General features: G+C 70.7%; 16 protein-coding genes. All 16 read left to right on the top strand.

Annotated features, from left to right (window positions below; all coding sequences use genetic code 11):
* Positions 1 to 818 precede the first annotated feature (818 nt).
* The 16 genes from OG798_RS31420 (at position 819) to OG798_RS31345 (ending at position 12,760) form a co-directional block, all read left to right on the top strand.
* Positions 819 to 1,130 carry a hypothetical protein gene (locus OG798_RS31420; RefSeq protein ID WP_328758046.1) on the top strand — a complete coding sequence of 104 codons (312 nt, stop codon included), beginning with the start codon at positions 819 to 821 and terminating at the stop codon, positions 1,128 to 1,130.
* On the top strand, positions 1,127 to 1,459 hold the full coding sequence (locus OG798_RS31415) for a hypothetical protein (RefSeq protein WP_328758045.1): 333 nt from the start codon (positions 1,127 to 1,129) through the stop codon (positions 1,457 to 1,459). The genes OG798_RS31420 and OG798_RS31415 overlap by 4 nt, the downstream gene beginning before the upstream one ends.
* Positions 1,456 to 2,346, top strand: coding sequence for a DUF2637 domain-containing protein (locus OG798_RS31410; protein ID WP_328758044.1), 891 nt, complete (start codon positions 1,456 to 1,458; stop codon positions 2,344 to 2,346). The genes OG798_RS31415 and OG798_RS31410 overlap by 4 nt, the downstream gene beginning before the upstream one ends.
* Before the next feature lie 29 nt (positions 2,347 to 2,375).
* Positions 2,376 to 2,606 carry a hypothetical protein gene (locus OG798_RS31405; RefSeq protein WP_328758043.1) on the top strand — a complete coding sequence of 77 codons (231 nt, stop codon included), beginning with the start codon at positions 2,376 to 2,378 and terminating at the stop codon, positions 2,604 to 2,606.
* A 46-nt stretch (positions 2,607 to 2,652) separates the two neighbouring features.
* Positions 2,653 to 3,183, top strand: coding sequence for a hypothetical protein (locus tag OG798_RS31400; RefSeq protein WP_328758042.1), 531 nt, complete (start codon positions 2,653 to 2,655; stop codon positions 3,181 to 3,183).
* A 31-nt stretch (positions 3,184 to 3,214) separates the two neighbouring features.
* Positions 3,215 to 3,670, top strand: a complete 456-nt coding sequence (locus OG798_RS31395; protein ID WP_328758041.1) for a hypothetical protein — start codon at positions 3,215 to 3,217, stop codon at positions 3,668 to 3,670.
* On the top strand, positions 3,667 to 3,912 hold the full coding sequence (locus OG798_RS31390; protein ID WP_240361329.1) for a carbohydrate ABC transporter: 246 nt from the start codon (positions 3,667 to 3,669) through the stop codon (positions 3,910 to 3,912). Before OG798_RS31395 ends, OG798_RS31390 begins: the two co-directional genes overlap by 4 nt.
* A 151-nt stretch (positions 3,913 to 4,063) precedes the next feature.
* On the top strand, positions 4,064 to 6,031 hold the full coding sequence (locus OG798_RS31385; RefSeq protein ID WP_328758040.1) for a hypothetical protein: 1,968 nt from the start codon (positions 4,064 to 4,066) through the stop codon (positions 6,029 to 6,031).
* 9 nt (positions 6,032 to 6,040) lie between these two features.
* Complete coding sequence (locus OG798_RS31380; protein WP_328758039.1) at positions 6,041 to 6,460, top strand: conjugal transfer protein TraB; 420 nt, start codon at positions 6,041 to 6,043, stop codon at positions 6,458 to 6,460.
* A 78-nt stretch (positions 6,461 to 6,538) separates the two neighbouring features.
* Entirely contained in the window at positions 6,539 to 8,626 is a 2,088-nt protein-coding gene (locus tag OG798_RS31375; protein WP_328758038.1) for a chromosome segregation protein ParM, read from the top strand.
* Between the two features lie 98 nt (positions 8,627 to 8,724).
* Positions 8,725 to 9,036 carry a hypothetical protein gene (locus OG798_RS31370; protein WP_328758037.1) on the top strand — a complete coding sequence of 104 codons (312 nt, stop codon included), beginning with the start codon at positions 8,725 to 8,727 and terminating at the stop codon, positions 9,034 to 9,036.
* A gap of 89 nt (positions 9,037 to 9,125) precedes the next feature.
* Complete coding sequence (locus OG798_RS31365) at positions 9,126 to 9,854, top strand: DNA methylase (protein ID WP_328758036.1); 729 nt, start codon at positions 9,126 to 9,128, stop codon at positions 9,852 to 9,854.
* Positions 9,851 to 10,120: a hypothetical protein gene (locus tag OG798_RS31360; protein WP_328758035.1), complete on the top strand. Its 270-nt coding sequence runs from the start codon at positions 9,851 to 9,853 to the stop codon at positions 10,118 to 10,120. The genes OG798_RS31365 and OG798_RS31360 overlap by 4 nt, the downstream gene beginning before the upstream one ends.
* On the top strand, positions 10,117 to 10,389 hold the full coding sequence (locus OG798_RS31355; RefSeq protein WP_328758034.1) for a hypothetical protein: 273 nt from the start codon (positions 10,117 to 10,119) through the stop codon (positions 10,387 to 10,389). The genes OG798_RS31360 and OG798_RS31355 overlap by 4 nt, the downstream gene beginning before the upstream one ends.
* Positions 10,386 to 10,898, top strand: coding sequence for a hypothetical protein (locus OG798_RS31350; RefSeq protein WP_328758033.1), 513 nt, complete (start codon positions 10,386 to 10,388; stop codon positions 10,896 to 10,898). The genes OG798_RS31355 and OG798_RS31350 overlap by 4 nt, the downstream gene beginning before the upstream one ends.
* Positions 10,895 to 12,760, top strand: a complete 1,866-nt coding sequence (locus OG798_RS31345; protein ID WP_328758032.1) for a DNA polymerase — start codon at positions 10,895 to 10,897, stop codon at positions 12,758 to 12,760. The genes OG798_RS31350 and OG798_RS31345 overlap by 4 nt, the downstream gene beginning before the upstream one ends.
* The last annotated feature ends 12 nt before the right edge of the window (positions 12,761 to 12,772 follow it).

The following is a 12,772-nucleotide window of genomic DNA, read 5'->3' as shown; positions in this document are numbered from 1 at the left end:
GCGACAGTTGAACCACCACAGCACGGAGCAGGTCAGCGGGTCCGAGTCGAAAGCCACGGGTTGACGGCGCGGAATCCTTCTGGCAACGTGAGTGGTAGGTAATACACACCACGCATTGCAGGTGTGTATGTCGTAATCGCTTGACCTGCAAGAACCTCACCACCCTCTGGCCGTCAGGTCGGAGGGGCGCGGCAGACACAGCCCGTCGGCTGTCAGACCCGGTGCGAACAACTTGGACAGCGGTCCACGAGCGCGGAACCGAACTTCGCAGGCTCGTGAGTGCACTGGCACTGAGACACCGAATCCCGAGCGAGGGCGACTCCCCGCGATGACCGGTCGGTGGATAGGACCGGGCGACACAGCTTCCGAGTGTCGCCACGGACGGTGTAGGTACTCACTCACGTTGCGCGTGAGAGCCGAAACGGACGATGTCACCGGAAGACCTCGGCCGCAGCGCTTCGAGCGCTCACGTGGCCGCCTTGCACTGTTTCACCCTTATTGACCTCAACTGATGGGAAATCCAGTGCACCGACGAAGACTGTGGGCGCCGCCGCGATGGACCGGCCGGCGGGCGCCCGTACGGCATCCCGGCCCGTGAGCGGAACGCGCGCTCACGGCCAATCCGGTCCGCTCTCTACCTGCCATCGCGGCGGCTAGCGCTGCGGCCGGTTGCCTCCGTCGCCCGTCCGGCCCTCGCGGTCGTACGGGCGGGGTTGCAGGGAGCCGGATTCCCCTGGTTCTACAACGGCGTGCGGCCCCGGTGCTCGAACACCGGGGCCGCTGTTTTGGGCCGTTCCCGTCTGAGAGGAGTACGTCCCATGAGGTACATCGTTGCTGGTCATGAGGCTGTTACCGCACGGGAGTTCGCGGAGTTGGCGTTCGGTATCGACCTGGAGCTGTTCACCGGTCCGGCTGTGGAGTCCGCGAAGGAGCGGACGGCGCGGCTGGACGTTGCCCGCGAGGTGCTCGTGGAGCTCCGCGAGTCGGACCCGGAGGCCGCGGCGTACGCCGAATCGCTGCTGCGTACGAGCCCGCTGAAGGACGCGCGGGCCGCCGGTCGCCGACCGCGCCGGACGTCGGCACGCCGGTCGGTGCGGCGCCACGTGGCGGGTACGGCGGTGGCGGCGTGAGCGAGAACCTGACGTTGGACGACCTGGTCGTGCCGCTGTGCGCGCTGCGCCTGCTGGCGGTCGACTTCGGGCATCTGCCGGCACCGAGCGTGAGTATCTCGCCCATCTACCCGGACCGGTTGGAGCTGTCGCTTCACTCCGGCCTGCCCGGCTTCGAGGCGTGGCGTGAGGCGCTGGCCATCGTTCCCGAGGACGTGAACTACCGCGTGCAGAGTGACGGCCGGACGTGCGTCCTGCGCTCGACGGCTGCCTACGCGGGTGCCGAACTGGAGCTGATCGGCTACGGCGACGTCGCCGTCCCGGCGACGGTGGAAGCGGGTGCGGCATGAGCGCCGCGGCCCGCGTCGAGGCACGGTCGACGGGCGTCGAGCCCGCGTTGACGCCCGTCGGTGTGGAGCGTGCGATCACCACCCTGGCGAGTGTGCTGACGGTGGTCCTCACCGCGGTGGCGTTCTGGCTCTCCTACGAGCACTTGCAGGAAGTCGCCGCCGCACACGGCATGGCGGAAGCGGTGGCCCGTTCGTGGGCCTGGCCGGCCACGGTGGATCTGTTCATCGTGATCGGTGAGCTGTTGATCCTTCGTGCCTCGCTCGCCCACCGGGTCGACTGGTGGGCAATCGGGCTGGTCACCGCAGGGGACGGCGCCTCCATCGGGCTGAACGTGGCCGGGGTCGGCCAGGACGCGAGCGCCCTGAACTACGTGGTGGCCGCGGTGCCTCCGGTGGCCGCGCTGCTGGCGTTCGGCGCGCTGATGCGGCAGGTGCACGCCTACCTCGCCCGCCGCGCGATGACGGGCGTCGGCGCCCCGCCGCCGGGCGTCGAAGCACCGTTGACGCCCGTCATGGTGAGCGTCGACCGCCCGACGCCCCCTCCGCCCGTGGAGACCGCGGGCGGAGCGGAGCCGCTGCCGGAGCTTCCGGCGCTGGTGCCGGGAGCCGAGGGAGCGTCGACGCCCGTCGCCGTGGATCCGGCTTCCGTCGCTGCGTCGTCGACGGCCGTCGACCTGTGCACGCCGGTGGTCTACCCGAACCGGGTCGATCAGTTGGTGCGGGCTCTGTATGGGACCGACTTCACCCAGCCGAGTACCGCCCGGATGACTCAGGCGATGGCGGCGGTGGGATTGGGTGCGTCGGAGTCGACGGCCCGCACCGCCCGGGGCCGGGTCAAGGCGCGTGAGCCGTACCTGACCGGCTTTCCCACCGCGATCGCCGGCTGAACATCCGCATCCTCGTGAGGAGTCGCCCCGTGAGCACCCCGACCAGCGTCGGTGCCGGTAGGGCCGTCGGTTTCCACTACATCCTGACCGTCCAGACCGCCGCTGGCGACGTGCTGACCGTGTCGTCGGTCGCCACGTTCGACCCCGCTGTGTTCTCCCGCTCCGCGGCCTATCAGGAGATCCGGTCCATCGCCGCGGACGAGCTGGGTCACGACCGGTTCAGCGTCCTGTTCTTCGCGCTCGAACCCGACCGGTTCTGACCCGCACAGCACCCCATCCCAGCCCCTTCTCTCCAGGAGATCCGCTGTGTCCAGCCGTACCCGCTCCCGGATACGCACCCTGAAGGTGCCTGCCGGGATCACCACCGTCCGCATCCCGCGCCAGCGCGGGCGCCGCTCCGCTCAGCCGTTCGTCGTCATCGTGCCCGAACGTCGGTCCCTGGCCGGCGAGATGGCCGCCGGCCTGGCGCTCATGGTGTGGGATCACCGCCGCCAGCTCGCCCCGCTCGCCCTCGCCGTGCTGGCGCTGCCGCTGACCGGGCTCCTGCACTGGTGGGCGTGGTGGTCCGGGCTGATCCTCGCCCCGCTGGCCGCCGCCCCGGCGGCGTGGCTGGCGTTCGTCCTGCTGCGCCGCCCGGCCGGCCGCTCCGTCCTGCTGTGGCGCCTGGGTCTGACCCTGGGGGCCACCTCGGTGCTGACCTGGCTGGCGATGGCCGCCGCGTTCGGCCCGCTCGCCGGACCGCTCCTGACGCTGTGGCTGATCACCACCATCGCCGCCCAGGTGGCATGGCTGGTCATCCGCAGGACTGACGGCCGACGCATCCACACAGAGGCGTGACCAGCCCTTTTCTCGAAGGAGTGTTCCACCCGTGAACGAGCAGAACCCCGCGCCGCTGCGTGACGTGGCGGCCAACCCGCACGCCTTCACCACCTACCTCAAGAGCCACCAGAGCAGCCTCCTGGACTCGGAGGACAGCCTGGCCGTCCTCGCTCGCGAAGCGAGGGTCCACTGCCGCAACACTCGCGTGGACGGTGATCGCTGGTACCACCCCCGGATGCGGTCCGCGCAGGTCGAGAAGTCGATGCGGCGCGTACTGAAGCACCTCGAAGCGGCTGCCGCCGAGATGGAGAAGGCCACCGCCGCGCGGCACGCGTTCGAGGAGGACGTGCGGACCCTGCCCGGCAAGCGCCGGCAGAAGGCCCTGGAGAAGGCCCGCAAGAAGGGCGCCGTCCCGGCCCAGGCGGTCAACGGCACCACCGTGCCGCAGTCGCCGCGCTACACGAGTCCGGCCTCCGTCTTCGATCTCGGGAAGGAGAGCGCGTGAGCACTTCGATGCCCGCCCGGCCGCTCACCAAGGAGGAGCTGCGCAAGCAGCGCAGCCGCGAGTATCTGATGCGGCAGCAGCAGCGGTTCATCGACCGGCACGGTGAGGACTTGGGTGTCCTCTACTTCGTGCTGATGCTGCTCCAGACGCACGGCAGCAAGGCGTACAAGCGGGGTGATGTGCAGTCGCTGCGGCTGCTCGCCCACGACTTGAACGCGATCTACACCAAGCACACGGCGTAACCGCCGCGACCGTGCGAAAGAGGGGTCCCGTCGCCGCGGGGCCCCTCTTTGGAACCTCCAAGGCGCAGGCGCCCAGGCACCTAGACGCCCAGACGCGCACGCGCGTACGCGAACCGACCACTCTCCGTCAAGACTTGAGAGGAGGGAATCCGTGTCCGACGACACCGAGGGAAGGCTGATTCACTTCCCCGCCGGCGACGATGTGACGAGCCGCCCGCCGGTGATCCCGGATCTGGGCCGTCTCTACGGCCCCGACGACATTCCACCGGAGACTCCAGAAGAGACCACGCTGGAGCTCCCGGCGATCCCGCAACCGATGGACCCCCAGCAGGCGATGGCCTCCACGCTGCCGAACGTCGTGGTCCCCGGCGGGGACGGCGAAGCGGGCCACGATGGGGGTGCGCAGGGCGAGTTCACCCCCCGTACCCCGCTTGCCGAGCGTCTGGGCGCCTGGATCGACTACCGCATCCGCCTCGGACAGGCCCGTATGGAAGCGGAGGCGCCGCTGCGTGAGGCCGAGATTGCCCACAAGGCAGCCCGGCTGGAGGCGCAGACCAAGCGGGACCTGGCACTGCTGGAAGCACGCAACAAGCTCCGCACGGCGCAGATGAAGGCCCAGGCGGACCGGGCGGCGGCCAAGGGCAAGGCGGACGCCGACCGGGCGAAGGCGGCGGGGAAGGCATCCGCCGCCGGTATGGGTGCGGACAAGGGACGATCCAAGCGAGGCCAGCAGGGGACCACGCCGAAGCCTCAGCCCAAGCCTGCACCGAAGCCTCAGTCCAAGGTCGCGCCGAAGCCTGACGACAAGGCGAAGGCGAGGGCGGACGCCGACCGCAGGAAGGCGCAGAACAAAGCCGCTGCCGACAAAGCCAAGGCCAGGGGCCAGGAGCAGGCCGCGGCAGCCAAGGCCAACGAACGGAAACGGCGGGCGGACGACAAGGCCCGCGATGACCGGCGAAAGGCCGCCGACCAGCGCAAGGCCGACAAGCAGGCATCCAGGGCCGGCAAGCAGGCGTCCAAGATCGCCGATCAGAAGGCCAAGGACGATCAGCGCAAGCGGGAGGAGAAGTCCCGCGATGACCGCAAGAAGGACAAGGCCGCAGGCGAGCGCAAGTCCGACAAGACCGCCGACCACAAGCGCAAGCAGGGCGGGAAAGACGGCGCCGCGGACCGCGAGAAGACAGAGAAGGTCGACCTCCGCAAGGGCGACAAGAAGGACGGCAAGGAGAAGGGCTCCGGGAAGCCGAAGGACAGCAAGCCGAAGGACGCGCCCAAAGTCGCCCCTGATGCGCCTTCTGGCGGCCCAAAGGGTGACGAGGCAAAGCCGGAGGGTGGCAAGAGCGGCCCGGAGAAGGCCGATGGTGGCCCTGAGGAGGCGAAGCCGGACGGCGCCCCCGGCAAAGGCGCCGGCGGCAAGGCCGGGCCGGATGCCGAGGAGACCGCGAGGCCCGGCGAGGACGGGCCCGAGAGGGGCCGTTTCTGGGAGAAGTTCAGCAAGAACCGCCCTGCCCCGGAGGAGCCCGGCGGTCCTATCCCGGCGGAAGAGGCCGGTATCACCGTCGAGCGTGCCGACGCGCCGTCGAGCCGGCAGCCCGCCCCGTCCGAGCCGGCGGCAATCGCCCCCGGGCCCAAAGGTCTGCCGCCCGCACCGGAGCCGCACGCGCAGCGACCCGGCACCAACAGCCCAACCACGCAGGAGAACGTCATGAGCGCAACCGCACCCGGACAGTCCGACCTGGCCACCAAGCACCGGGCATCCATAACCGTCTACCAGTACATGCACGAGATGGAGGACATCGCCCTCCAGGCTGGACAGGACCGGGACGTGGCCGAGCGGCTGTCCGAAGCACTGGGCCGGATCGCACGCGAACTCAAGGCGATCGCCGCAGAGTTGGCCGACGACGACAACGTCATCACCGAGGTCGCCGACGAGGTGTCCGGCCTCGCGAGCGATGCCGCCGCCATGGCCGTTATGGCGGACCACTTCGCCCAGGTCAGCCGCACGGCCGCCGACTACGCGCACACCGCCTCCGACTGGGTCGCCAACGTCTACGGCGAGGACATCGCCGCGATGAAGGACTCGGGTCTGACCATGGCTTCCGCCGCGAGCCACCACTAGGAGAGCGACATGGGTGAGATCGAACCCGCAGGCAGCAAAACCCTTACGCCGGCCGCCGGAGGAGAGGCCCGCTACACCGCCCTCCAGCGCAAGCTGAAAGGCTTCGCGGAGGACATGGACCAGGCAAAGGTGCTGCTCGACCTGCTCGCCACGCGCGTCGGTCAGAACGCCACCAGGGCCGGCAGCGTCTCCCGGCGCGCAGCAGAGACCGAGTTCGACCGCAAGCCCGTCGAACTCGCGATGGCCGTCGCGACCGCCCTGGGCGGCGTCGCGACCGACGGCGCAAGGCTGGTCGAAAAGGCCGGCGAGGTCGCCGCCAAGGCGCACCGGACGCAGGTCACGCACCAGAAGCGCTACGAGCGTCTGCACACCGTCCGCCAGCGCAGGGAACGGACCCCGAAACCCGGCGCATTCGTCAGGAACAACTGACCCAGCGACCTCACCACCACCGAGGGCAGCCCCGCCACGGGGCTGCCCTCGCCCTTTCCCGGAACCAGGAGGTTTCCCGTGTCCGCCACTGGCATCGCATGGCGCACGCCCCGCAGTGTCGTCCTGGAGCGCTGGATGTACGCGGCGGGCGCGCCCGTGCTGGCCATCGCCCCCAACGCCTCCCCGGACGGCACAGTCAACGGCGTCATCCTCGCGGCCGGAGCCGCCGCGACGGCGCTGGCCGCCAAGAAGCTGCACGACGGCGCGCACGGCGCCGGCTGCACGCTGATCCGGCTGTCGCCTCTGGTGACGGCCCTGGGGGTCGACATCTTCGCGTTGCAGACGTCCGGCTGGGGCCCGGATGCGCTGCTGGCCGCGGGCTGGGCCGCCCTCGGGGTGCTGTTCTCCCCGCTGTCGCGGACCTCGCGCAAGGGCCGCCGCCCTGTCCTGACGCACGTCGCCGTCCCGCAACTGGCGCCGGCCGTAGAGCCCGAGCCCGCGGCGGACTGGGGTGTCGATGACTTCACCCAGGGTGTCCGGTACCTGTGGGAGCGCGCTGGCAGGCCGGGTCGGACGGTCGTCGCCCACGTCGAGCGCCATCCGGGCATGCCGCACGACTTCACGATGATGCTGCGCGCCTCCGAAGAGGGCCGCCCCATCACCAGCCTGACGGAGGTCGACGTGGCCGCCGCCTTCGGCGTCGAGCCGGAACCGGAAGAGGTGCAGATCCTGCGCACCCAGCGCACTGCGGGCCGCCCCTCCGGCCCCGGCTGGGCGGAAGTCCGCGTCACACCCGACGCCGCCAGCCGGCCGCGGCAGGCGCTGACCGACGCCGAATGGTGGGACCTCAAGGTCGGCCACGCCAAGGGCCCGGTCCCGAACACCAGGTTTGTCAGGAAGGGCCGCGACACGCAGCGCGGCTTCACCTACTGGATCGCGCGTAGTACGGACGGCGGCGAGCCGCTGTGGGACACCGCGGCCATGTGCGCTGTCCTCGGGGTCAAGCCCGAGGACAACGTCGTGCAGTTCTACGACGACGGCGACCAGGTCATGGCCCAGGTGTGGGACGTCTCCCCGCTGTCCAAGGTCTACCCGGCGAGCAGGGACCTGCTGACGCCAGGAGCTGATGGCCGGTACGTGGTCGGTTTCCTGGAGAACGGCCAGCCCGCCCGTGGGCGCGTCTACACACCGCGCGGCGCCGCTCACGACATGTACATCGCGCCGTCCGGCGGCGGCAAGACGGAGCTGATCGGGGCGGCGGCCGCGGCCTACGCCAACTGGGGCGCGATCGTGATGGTGGCCGCCGAAGCGCCGGACGGCAAGACGCGGATGCTCGCCGAGCACGTCGCCCGGCTCGGGTACGGGCCGCTGTACATGGTGCGCCTGCTGCGCATGCTCATCGCGCTGATGGAGATCCGCGGCGAGATGCCCTGGGCCGATGGCGGCTACCACGACTGGAGCCCGGACGCCGTCGGCTGCCCCTACCTGCCGCTCAAAGCGCTGCTGGACGAGTTCCTGTCCGCGGCCCGGCACCCGGTGTACGGGGCGGAGATCACCGACCTGGGCGAGCAGGTCACGGTCAAGGGCCGCAAGTACGGCATCGGCCTGGGCATCGGCGCCCAGTCCGCCGAAGTGCAGGACGGCTTCACGCGCCTGATGGCGGAGAACATCCGGGAGAACTCCATCCCGGTCCTGCTGCGCACCCCGCCCGGCAGGATCACCGAGGAATTCAAGGCCCTCGGCTTCCCGAAGGACAAGATCCCCGAACCGCTGCCACGCACCTTCACCAGCCTGAAGGCAACCGGCCGCTTCGACCGCATCATGAAGGGCGAGGCAGAGCCCCCGGCGGACCCGAACACGGGCGGCGTCGGCTGGATCATCGAGGGCAACGAGGCGCCCCGGCTGCGCACGCTGCAGGTGTTCGCCCCCGGCCAGAGCATCGACCACCTTTTCCCCGGCCTGGTGGCCCACCTCACCGACCACGAGATTAGCGAGCTGGACAAGCGCGGTCTGTGGGGCGACTGGAACGCACCCGACTCCGACCTCATCGAGCCCGAGGGCGGGACCAAGACGGGCGGGCGCGGCAAGAGGCCGCGCCGCACCGGCACAGCGGGATCCGCCGCGCTGGCCGAGGCCGAGGCGCTCATGAAGTCGGTCATGGACTGACCAGCAGCGCCAACGAACGGACGGAACCCCTGGGGCCACATCCCCAGGGGTTCCTGCTTCTCCCGATTCCACCCACCCCCGACTTGAAGGAGCACGTCATGGACCGGACGGACCCGCCGGGGTTCCTCGCCCCGCACATCCCTGCCGACACCTGGAACCGCGCGCAGGCGATCGGGCAGCCCGTCGTCATCGTCGTCCAGACCACCGACCCCAACGCCATCGCCTGGCGCCGGGTCCTGGTCCCGTTCGCCATCGCCGGCGCCGTCGTCCTCGGAGGCTGGGGACTGGTCGCCGCGCTGTGCGCGCTGATGGACGCCGCCGCGCACACCGCCACCGTCATCGCCGGCGCCGCCGGGCCCGTCGGGGCCGGTGGCATCACCCTCAAACTCGCCCGCGGCAAGGGCGAATGAAGCCCGGAGCGGGCCGCCCACATCTCGCCAAAGATCGCGGCCCGCTCCGGCAGTCCAGTCCCTTCAAAGAGATCTGGAGACCTCCCAGCATGACCCAACCCACCGACATCCGGCGAGCGCACGGCTTACGGCCGCGAGCGCTGGACGTGTTCTCGTGCGCCGGCGGCGCCGGTACCGGCTACCAGCGAGCAGGGTTCGACGTGGACGGCTGTGACATCGCTGACTGCCCGAACTACCCCTTCCCGTATCACCGGGGTGACGCGCTCGAATACCTCGCCCACCTGATCACCACGGGGGACATCGAGCGGTACACGCTGGTCCACGCCTCCCCGCCGTGCCAGGGCAAGTGCTCCCTGACCGTGGGCACCAACCGCTCGCAAGGGTGGGGCGGCACCCACGAAGACCTGGTGGCACCCACCCGTGACCTGCTCGACAAGACCGGGCTGCCGTACGTCATCGAGCAGCCCAACGGCCGCGCGGAGATCCGCAAAGACCTGACCCTGTGCGGTGAGATGTTCGGGCTCGGGGTGATCCGGCACCGCAACTTCGAGTTGGGCGGCTGGACGCTTGCCCGGCCGGCGCACGTCCCGCACCGGGGGAGGGTGCGCGGGTGGCGGCACGGTGAGTACTTCGACGGCCCGTACGTCGCCGCGTACGGCGCCGGCGGGGGTAAGCCTTCCATCCCCGAGCTGCAAGCGGCGATGGGTATCACGTGGACCGACATCCGCGAGGAGCTAACCGAGGCCATCCCACCCGCCTACACCGAGTGGATCGGCCGCGGCTACCTCGCCGCACTCGCGGCGCGGGAGGCGGCGTGACCGCCCCGCCCGCCGAACTGGCCCTGTTCGACGCCGAGACCGACCCGGAGCAGATGCCCGGGGCGGTCCGCTACCAGGCCGCCAATACCGCCGCCTACGGCCGCGCGCTGGCCGGGGACGGCTACACGTGGCTGGCCCGCATCCTGCCGCCGCCCACACCGCTGCCCTGCCCGCGCTGCCGCCGCCCGATGAACCTGGGCACCGTGCCGCTGCTGTGGGAGTGCCCGCCTTGCGACACCCGCGACGAAGGGAGGAACAGCACGTGACCAGCAAGAAGAAGGAGGAACCATCCACGCCCCCGGCCGGGGCCCAGCTCACCTATCCGGAGGGCAGCCCACACGCACGCTGCGAGATCTGCCGACAGCCGCGCAAACCGCTGTTCCAGACCACCCCGGAAACCCACCGCATCGAGCAGTCCGGCAAACCGGTCGCCGCGCGGGTGTGCCTGCGCTGCTGGTCACGGCTGCACATCGACGCCGACGACGTGTGCCCGCACTGCGGTAAGCGTCTCGATGAGGAGCCGACGCTGTGGTGACCGCTGTGGAAACCCCGGCCCAGGAGTACACCCGCCTCACCGGCGAGCGCGGCGAGCTCGCCGCAGCCCTCCGCAAGGCAGGTGACGCGAGCCCTGAGAACAGGGACCGGCTCGCATCGGTGGACCGCCGCCTGCGCGAGCTGGTGGCCTCCCCGCCGCCCGGCTACGTACTGCCGAAGGCCGCGGCTGATCTGGTCACACATGCCCAGGTGCACGGCTGGCTGACGCTCGTGCAGTGGACGCCACCCGGCTACGGAGGCGAGCCGTTCGTGAGCGTCCAGGTGGGCCGCCTCCTGCATGCGGGAGAGCAGTCCGGCGCCCGCGGAGACCGGTGGACCTACAACGTGACCTGGCATTCCCGTGACTGCGCGCCGGGAAGGGTGCGGCTGTTCGGGCGGCACCTGGCGACGACGCCGGAACAACCGTGGCTGCACGACGGGCCGTCAGTGAAGGCGATCCGCGCCGTCATCACCCAGCACCCCGCACCCCGGGACGGCGGTGCATCGTGACCGACTACACCCGCACCCACGGCGGCCACACGATGACCATCAACGCCCCTGCGGACGCGACGGAGTTCGATCCGGCAGCCTTCGCGGCGTTCGCGGCATCGGATCTGGTGCTGGGGCTGGACGTGGAGACCCGCGCCATCGTCAAGGGCGGCCCCGGGCACTTCGGTCCCGACGCTGGGGTCCGCCTGGTGCAGTTCGGCGCACCCACCGCGGCGTGGGTCCTCAACCCCCTCATCCCCGAGCAGCGTCGGGCCATCGCGGAGGTTCTGGCAGACGAGCGGCGCCGCTTCGTGACCCACACCTCCTATGACGTGCTGGCGGTGTGGTCGGCGTTCGGCCTCGGGCTCGGACACCGGGTCATCGACACCCACCTGCTGTCCAAGCTGCTGGCGCCCGACGAGCGGGCCGGACACGGCCTGAAGGAACTCACCGGCCGCTACCTGGACGACGGTCTGAAGCAGGCGGAGACCGCGCTGCACGCGCGGATGCGTGAGTTGGCCCCGGTCGGCTCCCGTGCCGGGAACAACCCGATCGACTGGGGATGGAACCATCTGCCGGCCACGGATGAGGCGTTCACCGTGTACGCGGGCCTGGACGCTGTCTACGTGCGCCGACTGCTGCCGCTGCTACTCAGCCGCTGCGCCCCGTTCTCGCACCTGGTGCGGATGGAGGCGTGGCTGGCCGCGCAGTCCACCGGCATCACCGTGCGCGGCCTGCTCCTGGACACCCTCTACACCCGCGGTCTGCTGGCGGAGTTCCGTAGCGAGTTCGACCAGGGTGACCAGGTCATCCGCCAGGCGCTCGGGTTCTCCGGGCGCTCCCCGAGGTTCGCGGCCTGGCTGGAGTCGCAGGTGGACGGCTTCACCCTGCCCCGCACCGAGGGAGGGCAGGTCTCCACCAGCGCCGACAGCCTCACCGCGCTCCAGGACGCCGTGACCGCGGGCGCCGCCCGGATCTCGGAGGAGGGGGCCGCGATGGTGGCCGCGCGGCAGCGGCTGGCGGCCACCTCCAACACCATCAGCAACCTGGAATCGTTCCTGGCCGCAGCGGACGCGACGGGGCGGGTGCATCCGCAGATCAACACGCTGCGGGCCCGCACCGGCCGCATGTCGATCACCGGACCGGCGCTCCAGACCCTCAAGAAGCACGACCCCAGGTTGCGGCACTGCTTCCGCGCGGACCCCGGGCACGTGCTGGTCGCCTGCGACTTCTCCCAGGTGGAAGTGCGGGTGGCCGCCGCCCTGTCTAGGGACCGGACCCTGATGGACGTGATCGCCTCCGGGGTGGATCTGCATGACGCGACCGCGACCCTGATGTACGGGCCCGGCTTCACCAAGGAACAGCGCACCGTCTCCAAGCGGGCCACGTTCGGCACGATCTACGGCGGCGGCGCCAAGGCCCTCGCCGCGCAGACCGGGGTGCCCGTGCATGTGGCGCGCGGGGTGATCCAGCGCTGGCAGCGCACCTACCCCGAAGTGATCCGCTTCGGCAAGGACATCGCCAACGCGACCACCGTCATCACCGGCTCCGGCCGCAGGATCCCGGCCGACCCGGACCGGCCGTACGCCAACAGCAACTACGCGATCCAGTCCACCGCCCGTGACCTGCTGGTGGCCGCCGTCTACGAACTCGCCACCACCCACGGCCTGGCCGGCGCTTTGTGGCTGTTCGTCCACGACGAGGTCATCGTCCAGGTCCCCGAGCAGGACGCCGAACACGTCCGCGACCTGCTCACGAAGGTGATGACCAGCGCGTTCCGCGGCGTCCCGATCGCCGCGGACGCCGAGATCCTCGGCACCCACTGGGGCCGCCTGCCACAAGAGCAGGCAGGTCCGTCCGTACCGGAGCACGCCGGAGCCTAGGAGGCCCGCACC

Origin of the sequence: Streptomyces sp. NBC_00271 (genome assembly GCF_036178845.1) — a bacterium.
Classification (GTDB): Bacteria; Actinomycetota; Actinomycetes; order Streptomycetales; family Streptomycetaceae; genus Streptomyces.
The sequence above is the reverse complement of the archived record's forward strand: the minus strand, read 5'-3'. Positions and strand labels throughout refer to the sequence as shown.